Below are 21,414 nucleotides of genomic sequence, written 5' to 3' on the forward strand. Positions count from 1 at the left end.
CATGATCAAAGTAATTATCAACCAGTATAGGTAGCTTTATTGAATATCCAAATTATTAATGGCTTTTTGTGATCTATTGATAGTGCGATTGGTTCTTTGATAGTGCTATTTGCTATTTTTCATTGGACGAGAGATCTTGAATAATAGTATTCGAATGATTTCTAGGATGGAGTATATGAATAAAAAAGGATTATTAGCGATTGTTATTGCATTGATTATTGCTGCCGTATGTACTTCAGGGCTGATGAGGGCAGCAATAGAATTATCTATATTTTTACTCTTGGTGGGCTACTTATTAATCATCAAGAAAAAGAAGATAAATTAAAAAGTAAAAAGGCTGATAAGTAAAAATACTTATCAGCCTTTTTCTAATTTGGTGGCCCTCCCAGATTTGAACTGGTTCTGTAATTGGTTGTTATTAATTATTAATATCGGTTTAAATTTTAGCTATTGTTACAACTGTTGTTACTAAAGTGATTTGTTGTGATTAAAATGAATATAATGTCATGTTCATTTTTAATTACTTAGATATTCATCTAACTCACTTTTTGCTTTCTCTGCTTCTTCCTGATATTTGATACAGTCTTCTTTCGATTGCTTGAGCTGACTCTTTAATTCTCTTAGCTCGTTCTTTAGATATTCATTTTCATCTGTAAGCTCTTGAGGGGAATTTTGTTCTAGTTCTTTATCTCGCAATCTTTCAGTAGTAGCTTCTAATTTCGTTTTGAGTTCATCAACTTTGAACATATCACTGATCGATTGAGTTAGATATTTAATCGAATAACCATCGTCATCTTTAGCCTCTATTACCCTTAGTAACTTTCTGATTTTTACTTCTAGCTTGTCTATGTCATCAGTTTGTTTTACTAATTCTTCGATAACTTTACTACGAGTAACATCATTTTTCTTAGCCAATTGATTGACTCTTTTAGTTACTGCACCTGATAGAGAATAGGTTTGGTTTTTAGATTCTTTTGAGTAGCTATTCCATGCACTTCTAGCTTTACTAATACGCTCTCTTTCTTCCGCTGTGTTCTCCAATGAACCCCATGTATTTTTTATTAACTCTAAAAATTCTAGTCCTTCAGTATCAAAAATATCTTCGTTAAACCACCCCTTGTTATCCAAGTATTGCTGTAACCATACAGCTTGTTTATCTGTATTTGATATCCAACTCAAACGTTCATCTAATCCCTTCAATGTATAACTCATCAGTAAACCTTATGCATTCAAATATTTAATTTTTCAACTATAACACCTCTGCTTGTAGAATACGTAATACCTCTGCGTTATCATTATTGGGATTTATACTTTTAGCGCAGGGTAAACCTCTCCTAAAATTCATTTTAACCCCTAGTTATTTCGATATGTATAAGGGTATATTTTGAACATAGATAATCTTAAGTTTGATGAAAAAATACTTTTAATTAATTTAATAGTTAAATATAAAGCTGAATGTGAATGCATACGCGAGTGTGAATGTGGGTGTGATTTTAGTGAGCGGTTAGATAGGTTTTCAGAGAGATATAATGTGAGTTTAAACAATGTAGTCTCTTTATTTTCCAAATTGAATAAGAACGGTTTTCTCATTAAAGAAAGGCGTTATCCTGAAAAAAATAAAGCTAAGTATAGATATAGTTTAAAGCATAATTTAATGGATTGGCTTGGGGGTGAGCTTGTATTAGGTGCACGAGAAAAAACAAGTGACTTTAAGTTTTTTTTACGAGAAATGGAGAATAGATACCCTAATGCTAACCGTACCATTTCGGCAGGTCAGCGATGGCTTTTATTGATATTAATTGCTCATCAAGATGAGTTTGGAACTGTTACGCATTTGACGATTAATGATCTGTGTTATCTGATGGGAGGGATAAGTGAGGGACAATTCAAGCGGATTCAAAAAAAATCAATAGACGCTGAGCTTATCTCTGTTTTGAAAACCAGTGCTACATTCTTTAATGAAGTTAAGAATGTTTATGTATTGAAGGGAGTTAAGGGAAAAAAAATAAAGGACATTAAACAGCAGGAATTATTATCGCCTTGCCTGCCTAATGCGATAGATCTATTTGATAAACTTTATTTAAACCATGAGCATTATAAATCAGCATATCGTTACATAGTTAAAGAAGACCAAGACATCCAAATATTACTCATATTAAAACCTATAACAGAGAAAGAGAGAGATTTTTTCCGCCAAAAATACTACAGCAGAAATGCATGGGATACAGGTGACCTAATGCAAATTAAATTAAATCGGATAGCCTCTAAGATATTAAGTGAATGCTGGGATGATCTTTTAATTTCTCAACAAGACATTGCCAAAAAGAGGGCTATTTGTAAGCAAAAAAAGTATTCAGAACAAGAACGACATGATTTCATACAGGCTCGTAGGTTCGAACTATTGAAAGTTAAGCTAAGTCAAAAACATTCAATATATGAGCTATTACATTGGGATAAGCTACTTACTAAAGGGATGCTTAAAACATTAATGTGTGTATCGGATGATGATTTAACTTGTTGCCTCATGTATGGGCTGTATCAAAAGAGTGAGGTTGATATTACTAATTTAGAGATTAAATATGGAGAAGAACAAATTATTGCGTTGCGTTTATATGTTTTATTAGTACAAGGAATGGTGGCATTTTCTATAGGAATTGCTTATCAATATGCCTCGTTATTGATACAAAATGGTTGGATTAATGTCAATAAACAAAACAACCGATATCATCATATTATTACCTCTAATAATATTCCCCGGACTTTTAAAGTCCATGGTGAGGTCGTGCCGCTGCTTTCGATTCATTCTTACTTTCCAAATGAAAAAGAAAATGAATTTTATCATGTGATTAATTACTTAAAAAATAAGACGGAGAAAAAGAAAATAACATATAAACGCACGATGATTGAGTCAACGCTCATCACCTAACGTCAGAGTGATTTCATTTCTGCTATCCTGTGAATGTCTAGGGTGTTTTTGATTAATGCCCTTAACATCCTTTAGGTAACAACATTAGTGTAGTGTTGGATATAATATTATATATGTTCTTTCTTAATACATACTCATTACTCATTTGATTAACGTTACTCCTTATCACCAATAAAAAATAATCTATTCAACTATTCCTTTGAGACTAACTTTGAAGGAATAACAACATGACTAATCAAATACATCCATGCTCACTGTATAAGCAAGGCGAAGGCTTAAATTATCAATACCTAACTACTTTAGATAATACTGTTCAGGATATGCTAGACGATTACACAAGAGTCTTTGCATTAAGAGTAGATTTACACTTACCTGATAATGACCTAATCAATCAGTCTAGATTAATAACTCGTTTTATTAGTTCACTTAAAGCACAACTCAAAGCCTATGAATCAAAACGTAGTAAGCTAGGTACTCGTATTTACCCTAATACCTTACGTTATGTATGGGCGAGAGAAATAGGCACAGAGAACGAACTAGAGCACTACCATTTACTATTGCTATTTAACAAAGACGCTTATCACCTATTAGGTAATTATCGGGTAGTAGGAACATTAGCGAATCGAATACAGCAAGCGTGGTTTAGTGCATTAGGTGAAGCAGTAGCTAGTGAATCAGGGTTAGTACACTTCCCTAAGAATGGCAGTTATTACATTGATGGTAATTCACCTTATTATGAAGACCAGCTAGATAGCCTAATGTATAGAGCCAGTTACTTGTGTAAGAAACAAACCAAAGTTATTTCATCTAGAGTACGTTCGTTTGGTGCTAGTCCTCGTATCGTCGTAAAAAGGGCTTTTAGTTAATAATATAGTATCTAAATCATTAGGAGGCGTAGCGAGCTTCCTAAGTCCCATAGAACTATGTTTCTGCGTTACTTATCACAAAACAAATCATTACTCATACCACTAATACGGTATGAGACACTTAATGCCCCTACGGATTGTACGTTTCTCTTTTATTGTTATTACGTTAGGTAAATAAAATGAGTGAACAAGCAATGTGGTTCTATGAATCGAAAGGCAAAAGGGAAGGGAGTGTATCTACCACTGAGATAATTGAATTGATTACTCAAGGGGTTATCCATCAAGGAACTCAAGTATGGAAAAAGGGAATGACAGAATGGGTAACACTAGAAGAAAGTGAATTAGCTCAATACTTAGAAGATGTGCCACCACCACTAAGCAACAATGATGTACCACCACCGTTACAAACAGTGCTAACCCCTAAGTCTAATGAAGAAAGTTTTAGTACTAAGTTGGGGGGTATTTGGCGTTTTATCTATGCGCCTACCTTTGCAGCCATTGCAACGTATCTTGTATCTTATTTGATTGAGGGAAGTAGTAGGCAAGCATTTGGGTTATGGTCAACATCGGGTATGGCTGTAATTTCGTTATTAATTATCCTTACTGCATGGGCAGAAGACTTATGGCGATTTAAGAAGTCAGCCAGTTACACTGGCTGGTCTTGGTGGTGGTTATTTGCCCCTTGTTATATTCATGACCGTATGGGTAAGCAATGGAAGTGGACGATAGGGTTAATCGTTTTATCGTTAGTTTGTAACCTAATAGCGTCTGCGGCTATTGCATTACATGGTGATGGGTACTTTGATGATAATGACTCATATAACTACCAGCCACAATCTAACGCTCAAGTTGGTGGGATGGATTTGAATACTATCGAATTAGAAATGTATCTGAACACCACGAATACTGATGCCGCAATGACTGGGCATATTAGTGTTGCCATGCTTGATGATGTTACTTATCGAATTTCTTACTCTAACCTGTGCGGCTCTAATGGATGTGACTACAGCTACCTTAAATCAGCGCAAGATGGTGGTTACTGTTATGTGCAAGGTAATAATGATGCAGAAGGTATGGCAGCAACGCAGTGTAGTTCTGAGCCATTTAGATTGACATATAACTAAAAAAAAGAGGAGCTAAACCTCCTCTCGTTGATATCTAGGCAGGGAGCTTTTTAGCTCTCTGTTTTTTCATAATCAGAATAATGATTAATGCTGCTGCGTATTGAAACTTAAGGATTAGTGCACAGCCTATGATTATTGATACAAAGAAAATGGAAAAATAACGAGCCGCTAATTTTGCCAATACTCCTGAGTTTTTTGATGCATTCCAAATGCCACGTAAAGCAATGTAAGCATAAACAGGCCAAACAGACAGTACCGTAGTGAGTGCCGAATTAACTTGATACTCTAAGGTACTTGTATTGAGTTTATCCATGAAGAACCAAATACTGAGCCCATATAGCAATACGCTACCTAGAACCCCAAATCCCCAGAATGTTGCCTTTAGGCTAAATGCCCCTTTTGTTATTGGTAAATTGTTAATCTGATTTATGAATAATGCGAAAAGAATTAAAACGGCAAATGACATGATGAATAACTCCAATTGAAAATAAAACAGCACACCTCCTTTGAAGTGTGCCGTTGGTTTTTTTGTAATAGTTTGAATTAGTTAAATGTCCACGTCCAATCACCTTGATTACTTTGAACGGTAACTTCACGAACGTCACATTGATAGGTTAATGCGTAAGCAATGGTACTTTGTCCATAGTTTAGAGAAACAGGGTAACGAGGGCGTGGTTTATTTTGGATTAGTTGTAAGCGTGTTTGAGCCAGCTTCACATCACAATTACCACGGTTCATTACAATGCCAGTCACCTTTAGATTATTAGCAAGAGCCGTTACCTTAATGTTGTGTTGAGCTGGAAGTGTTTCTACTGAAATATCCATTGGTGCAGACTCAGCCAATGCTTGAGTCGTAAAGGTGCTTGCGATTAATGCGAGTGTGATAAGTGCCTTTTTCATGGTGTTTATTCCTTAATGGTATTGGTTATCTTATTTTTCCAATGTGAGTTCACATTGAAGGTGGATGGGTATTCAAAGGTGAACGTTGATACGCTCACGGTGTTGATGTGTTCAATGGCTATGACTTGAGTTTCTAATTGCTCATTGATGTATTGCCCTATGACTAATTCAATTTGTGAGTGATGGTGAATTAACCCTAACGGCATGACATACAAGGCTGCGGTTTCATGCAGATGCAAGGTAAGCCAGTGATTGTGATAAAGAGCCGTGTTTATTTTTTGAAAGTTCTCCTCATGGGTTTGGTGTGGTAATTGACTGCTTATCTTTTTAAGCCATTGTCTTTCCTTAGTGGTACTTGCTATTGAAGACAAAGAGCGTCGAGCGTCTTCAAATCGATTCTGTAATGCTTTTAAAAGACTCGCTGGTGTTAGGTGAATGAAATGCTCATTCGCTAACTGAAAGATAAGTGCGTCCCTTGGTGGTATGGCGTGATGGTGCAATCTGTTTTGATAACCATAAGGTTTGCTGCGGTCATCTTTTTCAATCAAGTTAAGATCCACCAATATATTGAGATTGCGCTGTATGGTGCGCGTATCACGATGTATGTCCCTTTCAATTAATTGATTTCTAATCTCTCTGGTGGTGGTCTTAAAGTGATGAGGAACGAGCTGATATATCTCAAACACAACAGATAAGTGCTCTTGAGTACTAAAGCGTGTTTGTTTAGTCATGGGTAAATGCTCAGTGATTACTGATTATCTGAATTAGCAATGAGGGTAATGTCATCAAGGGTGTAGCCACGTTTGAGTAGTTCATCCGTAGCTATCTCTTTGGTTTGTGTCGATGTGCTGGTTTTGATTAATTCAAATAGTTCATGAATGAGTTTCGTTTGGATGGTGTTTCGATTGATGGCTGGCATAGTGATGACTCAAATAATAACGTTCCCTAGAGTGTAAATAGCCATTGGGCATCAAGCGTCCAATGCGGTTTTAATCGATAAAATAAGAGAGGAGGCCGTTTAGCCTCCTCATTGTTTTTATGCGTTTCATTCAGGAATACTCATCTCTCCCAATGGCACGTACTGTGATTTACTGCGATACGTTCCAAAGCTGATTTTCTCTACACACCAGCCATGATAAAGATAATCCACATCCGTTAAGCCTGAGCCTTGCCCTATGCCGTAATTATTACGGTGCTCACGGCTTTGCTCTTTGTCGTTTAGAAAGACCGTATCAGGGTTATTCAAACAGGCTTTACGGAGTTCAGGAAATAATCGTCTGGTATGGGTAGACCACGATAAAATAATAGTGCGCAAGGTTTTAGTATGATGCTCTCCTGAATACGGCTCACTGCGTTCTTTATCGTATTCGGTGTAAGTGGCTACGATGACACCTTTTGCCCATTCTGGGATCACTAGAGCCGCTTGAAATGCCTTTTCATTGGCTTGGTGGGTTTGCGATTCTTTTTCTTCTTGCTCACGTTTGGCTTGCTCTTTATCTCGCTCTTGTTGCTTGGCAAGTTCTGTGGTGTTGATTGTTTGAATTCGAGCGTCAGTTACAAACTCGATATCAAAGCGATAGGTTCTAATGAGTGTGATTAATTGTTGATGATTAGCATCATTACGTAACCACGGCTTATCTGCATCGAGGTGATGTTTTTCATGGTATTCAAGGGTACTAAGACAATGATCAGCAAAGCCTGTGTCATTGCCACCACAACCTAAATCTAATCGACATTGGTGCTCATCCTCATTTTCAAACGTCACCGTTACATTAGTTTTGTCGTAACCACCTAATGGATTTTGTTTAGCTACGTCCAATGCTTTACGTTCAAACGCTATAAAGTCATACAACTGGCCTTCATTGAACTCGTTAGATTCAGACCAATTGACTAAGACAGAGAAGGGATTAAGGGTAGGTATGATTTCTTTATTCATGATGAAACATCCTTATTGATGATTTTTAGGCATAAAAAAACCGCAACCAAAAGGCTGCGGCATGATGTGTGTGATATTGAAGTGAAAGGAAAGTGATTAAGATACGTTGATTTCTATTTCGTCATACATCCCCATAGATGCATAAGCCAGAAAGTTATGCTCCCATAAGCGGTACAGTTCAGCGGCATTCGCATTATTTTTAATGGATGAATAATCCCCTAAGTAGCAGGCAAACCATTCACCACTTAGAAAATCAAAATCTAATTCTTTGGCTAACTCAGGATAGTGATTGCCTACAAAAGCAAAATCAGTGATGTAGGCGTAGTGCCATGTGTTATCGGCTTCTTTGGTTAGTGCAATCTCAACAGGGTGAAAGCCACCGTTTTCAGCACTGTAGCTTTTATCTCGAAAGTTAAAGGTGACGCTGTTTGTTTCCTCTAAGCCAGAATGCAATTCAGGACGTTGATTCAATGCATCAACAAGGCTCTGGTTCAGCTTGTTTGATACTGGCAACAACGTAGGAACAAGGTTTGTGGTGGTAATGATGGTTTGTAATTCAGACACGGTGTGTCCTCCTATGATTGAAATAAGATAATGGATTGGTAAAACAAATTAAGGTTGGAGCAGATTAAATGCGTATCTCGTTAGCCGAGATATCATCGAAATGTTGATTTCTCAGTTGACGACAAAAGGCGAGTGCCCATGAGGTAAATAGGTCGATGACTTGCGGCCTTGCAAGCTCACAGCCTTGAATGTCAGGTTGATAGAACCAACCACGCTTAAAGTTAAAGTACAGCTCAGGTGCAACGTTTGGGCGGTGTTCATCTGGATAGGAAAAGCTGGCAATAAACACCAACTTCCAAATGTGACGATTAATGTCGTCTCGCTCAAAGCGCATTTCTACAGGGTGCAATCCTTCTCGTCGATGGTAATAACTGGTGTCTCGAAAGTTCACTGAAAGTCGATTGATGTCAGTGCGAAGTGAAAAGCCATCAAGTACGACTTCAAGATGACGATGCAAATTTTTAGGTAAGGCTAGGTCTTTACCATGAACCACTACTTCTCTTTTCATTAGATAAGACCTCGTTCAGCAAAAGAGACACAAGGTGAGCCAACCACCACATGATCAAGCACTCGAATATCCAATAGCTTCAATGCATCTACTAATCGAGTAGTAATGCGTTTATCGCACTCGGATGGTTCAGCAATACCTGAAGGGTGGTTGTGTGCAAATATCACCGCAGCGGCATTGGCTTGTAATGCTGCCTTTGCAACTTCACGAGGATATACACTGGCAGAATCCACCGTCCCATAGAACAGCTCTTGATAGCTCATTAGTTGATGTTGGTTATCCAAAAACAGCACAGCAAACACTTCACGCTCTTGATGGCCTAACTTCATGGATAGGTAGCGTTTGGTGTGCTCAGGGTTAGTGAATGACTGCTCACGCTTGTATTGGTGTTCAAGTAACTCAGCGGCTTTCTCAAAGACTTGTAAGGCCGTCATAGGGGCAGTGGTGACGTAATCGGTTGAATGCATAATGGAACTCCTTGAAAGAATAGATAGGTATATACAAGGAGGTAATATGTGATTGAAATTATTTGGAAACGTGGTGGATAGAGGTCGATGAGGTAGGGGAAGCGTACCCCAAATAAAAAAGTATTTTGGAGAGGAATCTTTTGAACTTATAACTCAAAGGATAACCATCATGCGTTTTTTAAAACTAAAAGAAGTCATGGCATTAACGGCACTAGGTCGCTCAAGCATTTACAAATTCATGGAAGAAAACCGATTCCCTAAAAGCGTGTCGTTAGGCGATAGAGCCGTAGCATGGGTAGAAAGCGAAGTTGAAGAATGGATGCACGAACGCCTAAGCCAGCGTGATGAGAAACAAGCCTAAGCAATCCTCCCCAAGAACTAATCCACCACACCACTTAAGAATTAATTAAGGCTGGTCTACTAAGGCCAGCAAATCCAAATAAGGAAGAACCCCATGAGCACAAATACTTACTCAATTTACGTCGATGGCGCAGCACCAAACAATCAAGGTGGTTGCATGAAAGGCGGTATCGGTATTGCGGTATATGATGAAGATAATGATTTAATCGATTCATACTCAATTACAGTAAATAGAGCAACAGACAATGCAGAGCTAGAACTCATGGCATTAGTCGAAGGATTAGAATATGCCGCTGATGGCGACATCATTTATTCAGACAGTGAGTTTTGTGTAAAAGGCTACAACGAATGGCTTGATGGTTGGAAAGCTAAGGGGTGGCGTAAAGCAAATAAAAAGCCAGTGGCTTATCGTCATTTGTGGCAACAAGTGGATGAACTGCGTAGCGAGAAGTATGTAGAGGTGGTTAAGGTGAAAGCGCACAGTGGTATTGAAGGGAATGAAGAGGCGGATGCGTTGGCATCAATGGCAGCATACGGTGATGATGAATAAATAAAAAGAAATGGATAAACGACACTAATAAAAATTTTATACGTGTGTCGTTTATTTATTATCGCTATTGTGAAACCCTCAGCAACGTAACAGAAGAACATTAGCTATAAAGGGCTACTTATTGGTAGAATCTCGGCATTATTTAGCAATGAACATTCATTGTATCGAGTTATCATTAAAGAGCCTTAAACCTCATGACAGAAACCAACGTACAACAACATCAGCAAGAGCTTAAAAAACAGCTTTGGAACATTGCCAATACTCTACGTGGCAATATGTCAGCGGATGATTTTCGTGATTACATTCTCGGTTTAATCTTCTACAAATACCTATCAGATAAACTCAATAAATACGCAGATGAAATACTGTCAGAAGATGGCGTTATCTTTGCGAATGTGAATGCCACCACTGAAGATGGTAAAGAAATATTAGAAGCCGTAAAAGAAGAAGCGTTAGATACATTAGGTTACTTTTTTACTCCCTCTGAGTTGTTTCACGTTATCGCTAAAGCAGGTGAAAACGGTGAGTTCATACTTGATGATGTTACCCAAGTTTTAAACAGTATTGAAAATAGTACGATGGGCGCAGACAGTGCCGAAGACTTCAACGGCTTGTTTGATGATTTGGATTTAACCTCAAACAAGTTAGGTAAAACTCCTGATGCACGTAACAAGCTTATCTCTCAAGTACTCAAGCATTTAGACAATATTGATTTCCACTTAGAAAGCAGTGAAATTGATATTCTAGGTGATGCCTATGAATACCTGATTGGTATGTTTGCCAGTGGTGCAGGTAAAAAAGCAGGGGAGTTCTATACCCCTCAAATGGTGTCTAAATTACTAGCTAAGTTAGTGACTCTTAATAACTCTAATCTTAAATCAGTGTATGACCCTACGTGTGGCTCAGGCTCATTACTTTTACGTGTAGCGAAAGAAGCCAACAATGAAGATTTGAAATTTTACGGACAAGAGCAAAACCCAAGTACTTACAACTTAGCTCGTATGAACATGATAATGCACGATGTTCATTACAACCGTTTTGATATTCAAAATGATGACACGCTAGAAGACCCTCAACATATTGAGGACCGTTTTGATGCGGTCGTTGCCAACCCTCCGTTCTCTGCGGATTGGTCAGCAAACCCATTGCATTTAAACAACGTGCGTTTTGCGGATTACGGCAAGTTAGCCCCTAAAGGCAAAGCGGATTTTGCTTTTGTTCAACACATGGTTCATCAATTAGATGACAACGGCACAATGGCAGTAGTATTGCCTCATGGTGTGTTATTCCGTGGTGCAGCAGAAGGGCATATTCGTAAGCATTTAATTGCTGAGAAAAACTACCTAGATATGGTGATTGGTCTACCAGCTAATATCTTCTTTGGTACGTCTATCCCTACGTGTGTTCTGGTGCTTAAAAAGAACCGTAAGCATGATGATAATGTATTGTTTATTGATGCGAGTAATCACTTTGAGAAAGGCACAAACAATAACGTTATCCGTGAGTCGGATTTAGAACGCATTTTAAATGCAGTGACGAAGCGTGAAAACTTATCAGAAGAAGAGTTAAAGAAATTCGCTCATATCGCCACACAAGCTGAATTAAAAGAGAATGATTACAACCTTAATATTCCTCGCTATGTTGATACCTTTGAAGAAGAGGAAGTCGTCGATTTAGCAGCCGTAGCCAAACAGTTAGTTGATAACGATGAAACCATGTTAGAGACAGATAAGACGATTGCTGATTTTTGTGCTGAGTTGGGTATTGATGCACCGTTTGAGGTGAAGGGATGAAGACTGTATTAACTCCGAGTTTACGCTTTAAAGATGATAATGAGAGTGACTATTCTTCATGGGTGATATCAAATGTTGGTATGCATACAGAACAACTGAATGGTTACGCATTTAAAAGCCATGATATATCAGAAAGTAGTGAAGGCTATAAATTAATGCGAGGTATTAATATTACTGAGGGTCGAATTAGACACTCAGTAAAGATTGATAGATTTTACAATGGAAGCGTATCAAAAATAGAAAAATATTTTCTACAAGAAAATGATTTAGTCATCGGAATGGATGGTTCTAAAGTAGGAAAAAATGTAGCTTTAATTAATGCAGAAGATTCTGGATCATTATTAGTGCAGCGAGTAGCTAGGCTTCGCCCTAAAAAAGGAACTTCAATAAAGTACATATATCAGCATATCACTTCTGCGAAATTTCAGCGATATGTAGATATTGTTAACACTAGTTCAGCTATACCACATATAAGTAAGAAGCAAATCGATGATTATAAATTAAGTTATCCGAGTTTTGAGGAGCAGACTAAAATAGCCTCTTTCCTAACGTCAGTTGATAGCAGAATCAGTCAACTAACAGAAAAGCATCGTCTTTTAAAAGAATACAAAAAAGGCGTAATGCAGCAGATATTTAGTCAGCAGCTTCGCTTTAAAGATGAAGATGGTAGAGTGTTTCCTGAGTGGGAAGTGTTTCGCTTGGCTGATATAGCTAAACCAATTAAACGTAAAGCGAAAGTGGTTATTGAAAATGTAATGACTATTTCTGCTGGGAAAGGTTTTTTGCATCAAAAGGAAAGGTTCAGTCAGGTTATTGCTGGTACGAGTTTGGATAAATATACTCATTTAAAAAAGGGAGAGTTTGCTTATAATCGCGGAAACTCTAAAAGTTATACATACGGATGTATCTATTTATTAAATGATTCCGAAGCTCTTGTCCCATTTGTATATCGTAGCTTCGGATTAGAGAAAGGTGTGCCTGATTTTTATGAGCAATTGTTTGGTCTGAAATATCTTGATAGACAGTTGAGACGATTGATTTCGTCTTCCGCCAGAATGGATGGATTATTGAATATTGGAGAGAAGGATTTCTATCAAGTTACAGTACCTTTTCCTCATGAAGCAGAACAACAAAAAATTGCTCAGTTCTTACAATCTATCGACAAGAAGATTGACGCAGTAACGCAACAAGTAGAACAAACCAAGCAATTCAAAAAAGGCTTATTACAGCAGATGTTTGTGTAGGGCTACACAATAAAAGTAACTAAAGGGTGAGCTTGATAGCTTGCCCTTACCATAGAGAATAACGTCAAATGGCTTATCAAAGTGAACAACAATTAGAAGACAAGTTAATTGTCCAATTGAGTACCCAAGGGTTTGAGGTGGTAACGTTAGCTGATAATGTCGCCCTTGAAGCTAACTTAAAAACACAGCTTGAAAAGGTCAATAATTGCGCCTTATCGATGCGTGAGTTTACTCAAGTGTTAGGCAAATTAGAAAAGGGTAATATCTTTACTAAAGCCAAAACATTACGTGACCAATTGGACATCACTTTAGATAATGGTGATAGCCGTCATTTGACGTTACTCTTTGATGATACCTCGTCATCAACACAAAAAAATTCGTATCAAGTCGCACAACAAATCACAGTTAAAGGCATCTACACCAACCGTTATGATGTGACCATTTTAGTGAATGGCTTGCCGTTGATTCAGATAGAACTGAAGCGTCGTGGTATTGAGCTTAAAGAAGCTTTTAACCAAGTAAAGCGTTATCAAAAGCATTCTTATCATGCTAACCACGGTTTGTTTAATTTCATTCAGTTGTTTGTTATCTCTAATGGGGTTAATACGCAGTACTTTGCCAACAACAGTGAGATGTCCGCCAAACAAACCTTTGACTGGACAGACGTAGCCAATAAACGCATTAGCCAGTTATTTGATTTTAGTAAGGTGTTTTTACAGCCTGAGCATTTAACCGCAATGTTAAGTAAATACATTGTATTAAATGAAACTGAAAAGTGCTTAATGGTGCTGCGCCCTTACCAGTTCTATGCGGTAGAGGCGATAGTCAACCAAGTAAAAACCACCACTAAGAACGGTTATATCTGGCATACCACAGGCTCAGGGAAAACCTTAACCTCATTCAAAGCCGCCCAAATCATGACGACACTTTCAGAAGTAGATAAAGTTGTGTTTGTGGTGGACAGAAAAGATTTAGATTATCAAACCGCCTTAGAATTTAATGCCTTTTCTAAAGGGTGTGTAGACAGCACTGAAAACACCAATATGCTGTTTCACCAGTTCATTGATAAGCCACTTAAAGGCAAAAAAATTAATGAGTACCGCAATTCAAAATTAATCGTTACTACACTGCAAAAGCTAAACAGTGTGATATCTAAGTCTCGCTATTTAAAAGAGATGGAGTCATTAAAAGATAAGCGCATTGTGTTTATTTTTGATGAATGCCACCGCAGTCAATTTGGTGATACTCACAAGAGTTTGATTGAGTTCTTCAAGGGTGCTCAATTGTTTGGTTTTACTGGAACGCCTATCTTTGCTGAAAATGCAGTAGCTAAGAACTCAGTCAAGAAAACTACTAAAGACTTATTTGATGAGCGTCTACATGCTTATGTGATTGTCGATGCTATCCGTGACCAAAACGTATTGAAGTTTGCGATTGAATACGTTGGTCGTTATCAATATAAAACAGGCTCTAAAAATACCTTAGATATTGATGTGGAAGACATCGATACCAAAGAGCTGTTATCGTCACCAGAGCGTCTAGATAAGATAACCGATTACATCATTGCCAATCATAATCGCAAGACTCACAGCCGCGCCTACAACGCCATGTTGTGTGTATCGGGTATCCCTGAGTTAATTCAGTACTATGAATTATTTGCTAAGAAAAAAGCAGAAGGTAAACACACACTAAAAATAGCGACGATTTTTAGTTATGAGGCCAACGAAGAAGAAGAGTATGAATTAGGCGGCTCTGATGCAGTAGAAATTAAAGAAGCCGCAGCGAAGTACTTAAATAATACGGATGCAGTAAAGCTACACAGTCGAGATAAGCTAGAAGCATTCATGGCAGATTACAATGCGCTGTTTGGCTCAAGCTATACCACCAAGGATTATCAATCATTCGACAAGTATTACAAAAACCTGTCTCAACGAGTGAAAGATAAAGAGATTGATATTCTTCTTGTGGTGAATATGTTTTTAACTGGCTTTGATGCAAAGTGCCTTAATACACTTTATGTCGATAAGAACCTCAAGCATCATGGATTAATTCAAGCGTTCTCACGTCCTAATCGCTTGTTGGATGAGAAGAAGTCCCACGGTAATATCGTGTGCTTCCGTAACCTAAAAAAAGCTGCTGATGAGGCGTTTACGCTGTTCTCTAATAAGCAACCTAAAGAAGTGATAGAGACACCAGCCTACGATGAGCTATTAGTTGATTTTGATAAGGCGTATGGGGCATTAATGGTAATCACACCAACCCCTGATTCGGTGGATGATTTACCTGATGAAGATGCACAAAAGTTGTTTGTTCTCCAATTTCGTAAACTGATGCAGCTTAAAAACATGCTGAGTAACTTTGCTGATTTTGATATCGCCTCAACAGGGATGGATGAGCAAGAGTTCCAAGATTTCACCAGTAAGTATGCTGATTTAAGCCGCCAAATCCGTGAAGGCTCAACCAAAGAAAAAGTCTCGATTTTAGATGATGTGGATTTTGAGTTAGAACTACTGCACCGTGATGAAATCAATGTGGCTTACATTCTTCATCTATTACGTGAATTGCATGGTGAAGACAGCGAAGAAGCCAAAGTGAAAAAGCGTCAAGTCATTGCTAATTTAGTGAGTACCAACCCAACGTTATTAAGTAAGAAAGAATTGATTGAACGATTCATGAATGAGCATCTTGATGGCATACCAGCTCAAGTGAACGTAGAAGAAGAGTTTGAGTTTTTTTGGGAAAAAGAAAAGCGTCTAGCCCTAGAGAAAATGGCGATAGAAGAAAAGCTTAATCAAGGTAAGTTAGAGAGCTTAGTCAGTCGATATGAAACGAGTGAGGTTATGCCATTGCGTGATGACTTTGCGGCAACACTTGAGAGTAAGCCAAGTATATTGCAACGTAAGCAAATCGTAGGGCGTTTAACTGAGAAATTTAAAGGCTTTGTTGATACGTTTATTGGTGGGTTTTAGGATGGGTTTGAAAGTGACATATCATTTTAATCAGTCGCGGATTTCAGTCGCCAGTGAATTATCTTTGGTGTTATAGAGTAAGGCTACATATGTGTAGCTTTATTTATTGCGTTTGCCAAACTAAAGAATAATGCTACATCATTATTAAAATAAAGGACCATTAATGTACCAAAAGATCGAAAAGCTTTTGCATATTCCTCAAATGTTAAGAGATAAATATCAAAAAAATGAATCATTTAATCTCTTTAAAGTACTTCGTGGCTCAAGTGATGAAGTTAGATTACACAGTAGATTCATAGCTGAGTTGCTAGATCCTAAAGGAAGTCATGGGCTTGGGACTGAGTTCTTAAGCTACTTTGTAAGTGAAATATTAGGTCAAAAAAACTTTGATGTTGAATCGGCATTTGTCCAAAAAGAATGGAACGACATTGATGTATTAATAAGAAATCAACAAGGCCAAGCGATAATTATCGAAAACAAAATTTACGCAGCTGATCAAGATAATCAGCTAAATAGATACTTTAATATAGTTAATGATTTAAAGTTTGAAGCTAAGAATATAAATATTATTTATTTAACTCTAGATGGAAGAAATGCATCAAAGCAAAGTCTAGAAGGAATCCCTGAATCAATACTAAAAGATAACTACAGAAAAATTAGTTATAAATTTGATATTACAAACTGGCTTCAGTTCTGTAGAAAGGGAGCAGTTGAGTATCCTGAATTAAGAGAGAGTATCACGCAGTATTTAAATCTAATTGCTGAGTTAACACATACAAATCAAAGTGCAGTATTTATGAAAGAATTAGAAGTATGGTTTGAAAAAGAGCTAACCAACGGTCAACCAATAGAATTGCTTGACGCCATCACTGCTGCTAAAGATAACTATCATGCCAAACAAATTGATTTTCTTCGAGAGGCTATTTTATCAAGGCTGGATGGTCTTGAGTTGAATATAGAAGAATCAACCTGCAATCTTTTTGACTGTATTAATTTTGTTGCTAAAAATGATAGTTTTGAAATTTGGGTTTATCCATTTTATGGGATCGAAAAATTACAAGTTGGATTTATATGCAATCATGGGGCAAGCTATATCAGTGTTTGGTGTTCCCAAAAAGATGATAAAGAGATCTATGATGCAGCTCATAACGCTATTACTTGTGGCGTACAATCTAGCTATTATCGAATGAACCGATCATCAGTTGGTTGGAAATATCTAAGTGATCCTATCGTATTGTCTGAATCAACAGATAAGAATTTGCGTAAGCTGTCAGATCACAATTATTTGAACTCACTTTCAGAAAGCATAGCGTTGGAACTTAAAACTCTTGTCATGATACTCAATGAAGATAGAGAGTTGAAATCTTTGTTCTAACCAATAGTAGCATTGTTCACTCAAGGTATTGTAATAAGGCTCCTTAATGGAGCCTTATTTATGCCGCTTACCCAACTAAAGATAAACACTTCATTCCTGATATCGATAAACTTCCTTTCGATGCTTCTTCAATATGTCCACTCCACCACATCATCATCGGTATTCTTCGTTCAAGATAATCAGTATGGTTATAAGCCGCACGTACTTGAGTGTCATCTACGTGAGCAAGAGCCGCTTCAATAAATTAAAAATTAACTTACTGCTTTTAGGTTTTTATAACCAGTTAAGGATAAATTACCGTAGCTGGCTTGCTCGATATGCCCTCCCCACCAGTCCATTACTTTTCTTCGCCTTTCTAAGTAATCCGTACGGTTGTAAGCTCTACGTACTTCATTCTTATCAACGTGTGCTAAACAAGCCTCTATTTCATCAGGATCAAAGCCTTGTTCATTTAAAGTGGTGGACGCTAACGCTCGTAGGCCATGAGAAACTAACTGATCTTTAAAGCCCATACGTTTTAACGCCATATTAGCTGTTTGTGTATTAGAGTGCTGTAGAGGGTTTCTATGGCTAGGGAATAGGTATTGCCTATGTCCGCTAATAGGACGCATTATTTCTAATAGTGCGATCATCTGTTTTGATAAAGGAACAGAATGAGGTTTCTTCATCTTCATTCGTTCTGCTGGAATAACCCATACGTTATTTTCTAGGTCGATATGCTCCCACTCTGCTGTAGCCGCTTCAACAGGTCTTGTCATGGTATGTAACTGCCATTCCAGTAAACATCTTGTTGTGAGCGTGATTCTCGCTCTATTAATAGAGTTCATTAATTCTGGTAAGCGATCTGGTGTAATTGTTGCCATATTCGTTTTATTAGGAGATGGGAACAGTCGAGTGACATCAGTTAAGTAGTTAATGTCAATTTGCCCACTAGCAACAGCAAGGCGCATTACTTCATTAATGATACGACATAAACGCTTAACCGTTTCTAAGTTCCCTTTAGCGGCTACAGGTTCAAGAATCGATATAATCTGTTTCGGTCGAATAGCATCAATAGGTGTTTGCCCTAAAGATGGCAAGATATGTTTTTCTAATGCTCGATAGGAGTGTGCCGCAGTATCTGGTTTTACTTGTTGTTTTTTTAATTCAAACCATTTGTCTGCGAATATTGAGAAGGTTGATTCACTAGCTTCTTTTTGTTGTAGCTTTTGCTGATCTCTATGCGTTTTCGGATCGATTCCCTGAGCTAGTAATTCTCTTGCTTCACTTGCGACTTTTCTTGCTAACGCGAGAGTTAAGCTAGGGTAAACACCTAAACTTAAATTAGCTCGTTTATTATTGATAGGACGAGAATAATTTAATAACCAAAGCTTAGAACCATTCGGTTTTATTCTTAATTGTAAGCCGTTTCCATCAGATAAAGCGTAATCTTTATCCTTCGGCTTTGCTTCTTTTATCTTTGTTGCGGTAAGTGGAACTACTGTTCTAGCCATAAAAACGCCTTTTAGTAACAATGAAATGAGCTATTTCATGCTGTTGTTACTACTGATGTTACTAAAAAGGTCGGATTCTAACAAACAGCAAAAGACGTTGTTGGATGCTAATTTCTGTAAGTTATTGATTTTAGGTTTATTTAAACGTAAAAAAAGACGCCATTGGACGTCTTTGATTATGAATTTGGTGGCCCCTCCCAGATTTGAACTGGGGACCGAACGATTATGAGTCGTGCGCTCTAACCACTGAGCTAAGGGGCCGTTGTAGGTGGTGATTATAGGGGAAGATGAAAACAGTGTCTAGACATAAGGCGTTTGCTTTTTAATCAGTTGATTGAAAATATGCATCTAGATCGAAAAAAGGTGAGCCTAAGCCCACCTTTTTGATTCTATTAACAAATAATTATGTTTAATTATTCGTCTAAGAAGCTACGTAATACTTCTGAACGACTTGGGTGACGTAATTTACGAAGCGCTTTTGCTTCGATTTGACGAATACGTTCACGCGTTACGTCAAATTGTTTACCTACTTCTTCAAGAGTATGGTCAGTATTCATATCAATACCAAAACGCATACGAAGTACTTTTGCTTCACGAGGAGTTAGGCCTGCAAGAACGTCGTTAGTTGCAAATTTCAAGCTTGTTGAAGTTGCAGAATCAACTGGAAGTTCAAGGGTGTTATCCTCGATGAAATCACCTAGGTGCGAATCTTCATCGTCACCGATTGGTGTTTCCATTGAAATAGGCTCTTTAGCGATCTTCAGAACCTTACGGATCTTGTCTTCAGGCATTTGCATGCGCTCTGCAAGTTCTTCTGGTAATGGTTCACGGCCCATTTCTTGTAGCATTTGACGCGAGATACGGTTCAGTTTATTGATCGTTTCGATCATATGAACTGGAATACGGATCGTACGTGCTTGGTCAGCGATTGAACGAGTGATCGCTTGACGGATCCACCATGTTGCATAAGTAGAGAACTTGTAACCACGACGGTATTCAAATTTATCTACTGCCTTCATTAGACCAATATTACCCTCTTGGATAAGATCTAGGAACTGAAGACCACGGTTCGTGTATTTCTTAGCAATAGAGATAACAAGACGTAAGTTTGCTTCAACCATTTCTTTTTTCGCACGGCGAGCTTTAGCTTCACCGATAGACATGCGACGGCTGATGTCTTTGATGTTCTCTACAGGTAAACCTGTTTCTTTTTCGATGCTGTCTAGTTTAGAGATTGAACGACGAATGTCTTCTTCGTAACGCTTCAAACGCTCAACGTATGGTTTGTCTGAAGCCATGATCTCATCAAACCATTCAATCGATGATTCGTTACCAGAGAAAAGTGAAATGAATGATTTTTTAGGCATTTTGCCGTATTCCACACACATACGCATAACTAAGCGCTCTTGTGTACGAACACGATCCATGCTGCCACGCATTTCTTTTACTAGGTAATCAAACTGTTTAGGGATCAGCTTGAATTCACGGAACACATCAGTAAGCTCGCCAATCGCTTCGCGTGCTTTTGCGTTATCACGGCCATGCTCTTCAAAAGCAAGTTGCATATTGTGATAAGAAGTTCGAAGCTCTGTGAATTTCTCCAAAGCAAGCTCTGGATCAATACCTACATCTTCTTCTTCTTCGTCTTCAGTTTCTTCACCATCATCATCTTCATCGTCTAGATCAGATTCACTCAGTTCTGAGCCGATGTGTGTTGCTGTCGGTGCTGAAGAACCATCATCATTTGGATCAACAAAACCAGAAATGATATCAGTAAGACGAATCTCTTCAGCTTGAACTTTATCAAATTGTTCTAATAGGTATGAAATAGCGCCTGGGAATTCAGCAACAGAGCACTGAACTTCATTGATGCCTTCTTCAATACGCTTGGCGATGTCGATTTCGCCTTCACGAGTAAGAAGTTCAACGGTACCCATTTCACGCATATACATACGAACCGGATCCGTTGTACGGCCAATTTCACTTTCTACACTTGATAGTGCGGCTGCAGCGGCTTCTGCTGCATCTTCATCAGTTACGGCATCATCATCATTTAATGACATGTCATCAGCATCAGGTGCGGTTTCTACCACTTTGATGCCCATGTCATTGATCATTTGAATAATATCTTCAACCTGCTCAGAATCTACAATTTCTTCTGGTAGGTGATCGTTAACTTCTGCGTAGGTCAGATAGCCTTGTTCCTTGCCTTTGATTACAAGTAATTTTAGCTGTGACTGCGGATTTTGATCCATAGACGGTATCCTACTTCTGGTCTGTGTGAAGGAATTAGTATGCGAAATGCAAACCATTAATAATAGCAAATGTATCTATTTATG

At 38.0% G+C, this 21,414-nt stretch carries 21 protein-coding genes, 1 tRNA gene and 1 pseudogene; 10 read left to right on the forward strand and 13 right to left on the reverse strand.

The window, feature by feature from the left end:
* Positions 1-175 precede the first annotated feature (175 nt).
* A complete protein-coding gene (locus tag PVK71_RS04930; protein ID WP_130047160.1) occupies positions 176-325 on the forward strand; it encodes a hypothetical protein in 150 nt (49 codons plus the stop codon).
* Between the two features lie 191 nt (positions 326-516).
* On the opposite strand, the gene PVK71_RS04935 is transcribed toward PVK71_RS04930, so the two are convergent.
* Positions 517-1,212: a hypothetical protein gene (locus PVK71_RS04935; protein WP_274419405.1), complete on the reverse strand. Its 696-nt coding sequence runs from the start codon at positions 1,210-1,212 to the stop codon at positions 517-519.
* 172 nt (positions 1,213-1,384) lie between these two features.
* Here PVK71_RS04935 and PVK71_RS04940 point away from each other — a divergent pair, with 172 nt between their 5' ends.
* The 3 genes from PVK71_RS04940 (at position 1,385) to PVK71_RS04950 (ending at position 4,916) form a co-directional block, all read left to right on the forward strand.
* Positions 1,385-2,926 (forward strand): hypothetical protein, encoded by a 1,542-nt coding sequence (locus PVK71_RS04940; RefSeq protein WP_274419406.1) that lies wholly within the window; start codon positions 1,385-1,387, stop codon positions 2,924-2,926.
* A gap of 227 nt (positions 2,927-3,153) precedes the next feature.
* Positions 3,154-3,792, forward strand: coding sequence for an inovirus Gp2 family protein (locus PVK71_RS04945; protein ID WP_274419407.1), 639 nt, complete (start codon positions 3,154-3,156; stop codon positions 3,790-3,792).
* A 179-nt stretch (positions 3,793-3,971) separates the two neighbouring features.
* On the forward strand, positions 3,972-4,916 hold the full coding sequence (locus PVK71_RS04950; RefSeq protein WP_274419408.1) for a DUF4339 domain-containing protein: 945 nt from the start codon (positions 3,972-3,974) through the stop codon (positions 4,914-4,916).
* A gap of 34 nt (positions 4,917-4,950) precedes the next feature.
* Here PVK71_RS04950 and PVK71_RS04955 read toward each other — a convergent pair whose 3' ends face one another.
* The 8 genes from PVK71_RS04955 to radC form a co-directional block, all read right to left on the reverse strand.
* A complete protein-coding gene (locus PVK71_RS04955; protein ID WP_274419409.1) occupies positions 4,951-5,382 on the reverse strand; it encodes a hypothetical protein in 432 nt (143 codons plus the stop codon).
* A 77-nt stretch (positions 5,383-5,459) separates the two neighbouring features.
* On the reverse strand, positions 5,460-5,816 hold the full coding sequence (locus PVK71_RS04960; RefSeq protein ID WP_274419410.1) for a hypothetical protein: 357 nt from the start codon (positions 5,814-5,816) through the stop codon (positions 5,460-5,462).
* A 5-nt stretch (positions 5,817-5,821) separates the two neighbouring features.
* Positions 5,822-6,547, reverse strand: a complete 726-nt coding sequence (locus PVK71_RS04965) for a hypothetical protein (protein ID WP_274419411.1) — start codon at positions 6,545-6,547, stop codon at positions 5,822-5,824.
* Between the two features lie 17 nt (positions 6,548-6,564).
* Positions 6,565-6,735, reverse strand: a complete 171-nt coding sequence (locus PVK71_RS04970) for a hypothetical protein (protein WP_274419412.1) — start codon at positions 6,733-6,735, stop codon at positions 6,565-6,567.
* Between the two features lie 126 nt (positions 6,736-6,861).
* Entirely contained in the window at positions 6,862-7,752 is an 891-nt protein-coding gene (locus PVK71_RS04975; RefSeq protein WP_274419413.1) for an LPD25 domain-containing protein, read from the reverse strand.
* A gap of 96 nt (positions 7,753-7,848) precedes the next feature.
* Positions 7,849-8,316 carry a DUF2787 domain-containing protein gene (locus PVK71_RS04980; protein ID WP_274419414.1) on the reverse strand — a complete coding sequence of 156 codons (468 nt, stop codon included), beginning with the start codon at positions 8,314-8,316 and terminating at the stop codon, positions 7,849-7,851.
* Positions 8,317-8,380: 64 nt separating this feature from the next.
* Positions 8,381-8,824, reverse strand: coding sequence for a DUF2787 domain-containing protein (locus tag PVK71_RS04985; protein WP_274419415.1), 444 nt, complete (start codon positions 8,822-8,824; stop codon positions 8,381-8,383).
* Entirely contained in the window at positions 8,824-9,291 is a 468-nt protein-coding gene (gene radC / locus PVK71_RS04990; RefSeq protein ID WP_130086922.1) for a RadC family protein, read from the reverse strand. Before radC ends, PVK71_RS04985 begins: the two co-directional genes overlap by 1 nt.
* 169 nt (positions 9,292-9,460) lie before the next feature.
* Here radC and PVK71_RS04995 point away from each other — a divergent pair, with 169 nt between their 5' ends.
* From PVK71_RS04995 to PVK71_RS05020, 6 genes are all read left to right on the forward strand, one after another.
* Positions 9,461-9,652: an AlpA family transcriptional regulator gene (locus tag PVK71_RS04995; RefSeq protein WP_063647114.1), complete on the forward strand. Its 192-nt coding sequence runs from the start codon at positions 9,461-9,463 to the stop codon at positions 9,650-9,652.
* Between the two features lie 93 nt (positions 9,653-9,745).
* On the forward strand, positions 9,746-10,201 hold the full coding sequence (locus tag PVK71_RS05000; RefSeq protein ID WP_274419416.1) for a ribonuclease HI: 456 nt from the start codon (positions 9,746-9,748) through the stop codon (positions 10,199-10,201).
* A gap of 194 nt (positions 10,202-10,395) precedes the next feature.
* On the forward strand, positions 10,396-11,994 hold the full coding sequence (locus tag PVK71_RS05005) for a type I restriction-modification system subunit M (RefSeq protein ID WP_274419417.1): 1,599 nt from the start codon (positions 10,396-10,398) through the stop codon (positions 11,992-11,994).
* On the forward strand, positions 11,991-13,238 hold the full coding sequence (locus PVK71_RS05010) for a restriction endonuclease subunit S (protein WP_274419418.1): 1,248 nt from the start codon (positions 11,991-11,993) through the stop codon (positions 13,236-13,238). Before PVK71_RS05005 ends, PVK71_RS05010 begins: the two co-directional genes overlap by 4 nt.
* 68 nt (positions 13,239-13,306) lie before the next feature.
* On the forward strand, positions 13,307-16,207 hold the full coding sequence (locus PVK71_RS05015) for a type I restriction endonuclease subunit R (protein ID WP_274419419.1): 2,901 nt from the start codon (positions 13,307-13,309) through the stop codon (positions 16,205-16,207).
* Positions 16,208-16,370: 163 nt separating this feature from the next.
* Positions 16,371-17,582, forward strand: coding sequence for a PDDEXK-like family protein (locus PVK71_RS05020; RefSeq protein ID WP_274419420.1), 1,212 nt, complete (start codon positions 16,371-16,373; stop codon positions 17,580-17,582).
* Between the two features lie 67 nt (positions 17,583-17,649).
* Here the strand turns inward: PVK71_RS05020 and PVK71_RS05025 are convergent.
* The 4 genes and pseudogenes from PVK71_RS05025 to rpoD form a co-directional block, all read right to left on the reverse strand.
* Positions 17,650-17,823 (reverse strand): annotated as a pseudogene (locus PVK71_RS05025) (integrase); the annotation flags it as partial.
* A gap of 10 nt (positions 17,824-17,833) precedes the next feature.
* On the reverse strand, positions 17,834-19,075 hold the full coding sequence (locus PVK71_RS05030) for an integrase domain-containing protein (protein ID WP_274419421.1): 1,242 nt from the start codon (positions 19,073-19,075) through the stop codon (positions 17,834-17,836).
* A gap of 185 nt (positions 19,076-19,260) precedes the next feature.
* Positions 19,261-19,336 (reverse strand) — tRNA-Ile (locus tag PVK71_RS05035).
* 152 nt (positions 19,337-19,488) lie between these two features.
* Positions 19,489-21,330, reverse strand: a complete 1,842-nt coding sequence (rpoD, locus tag PVK71_RS05040; protein ID WP_443111745.1) for an RNA polymerase sigma factor RpoD — start codon at positions 21,328-21,330, stop codon at positions 19,489-19,491.
* Positions 21,331-21,414 lie beyond the last annotated feature (84 nt).

Origin of the sequence: Aliivibrio sp. S4MY1 (genome assembly GCF_028765545.1) — a bacterium.
In the GTDB taxonomy this organism is placed as follows: domain Bacteria; phylum Pseudomonadota; class Gammaproteobacteria; order Enterobacterales; family Vibrionaceae; genus Aliivibrio.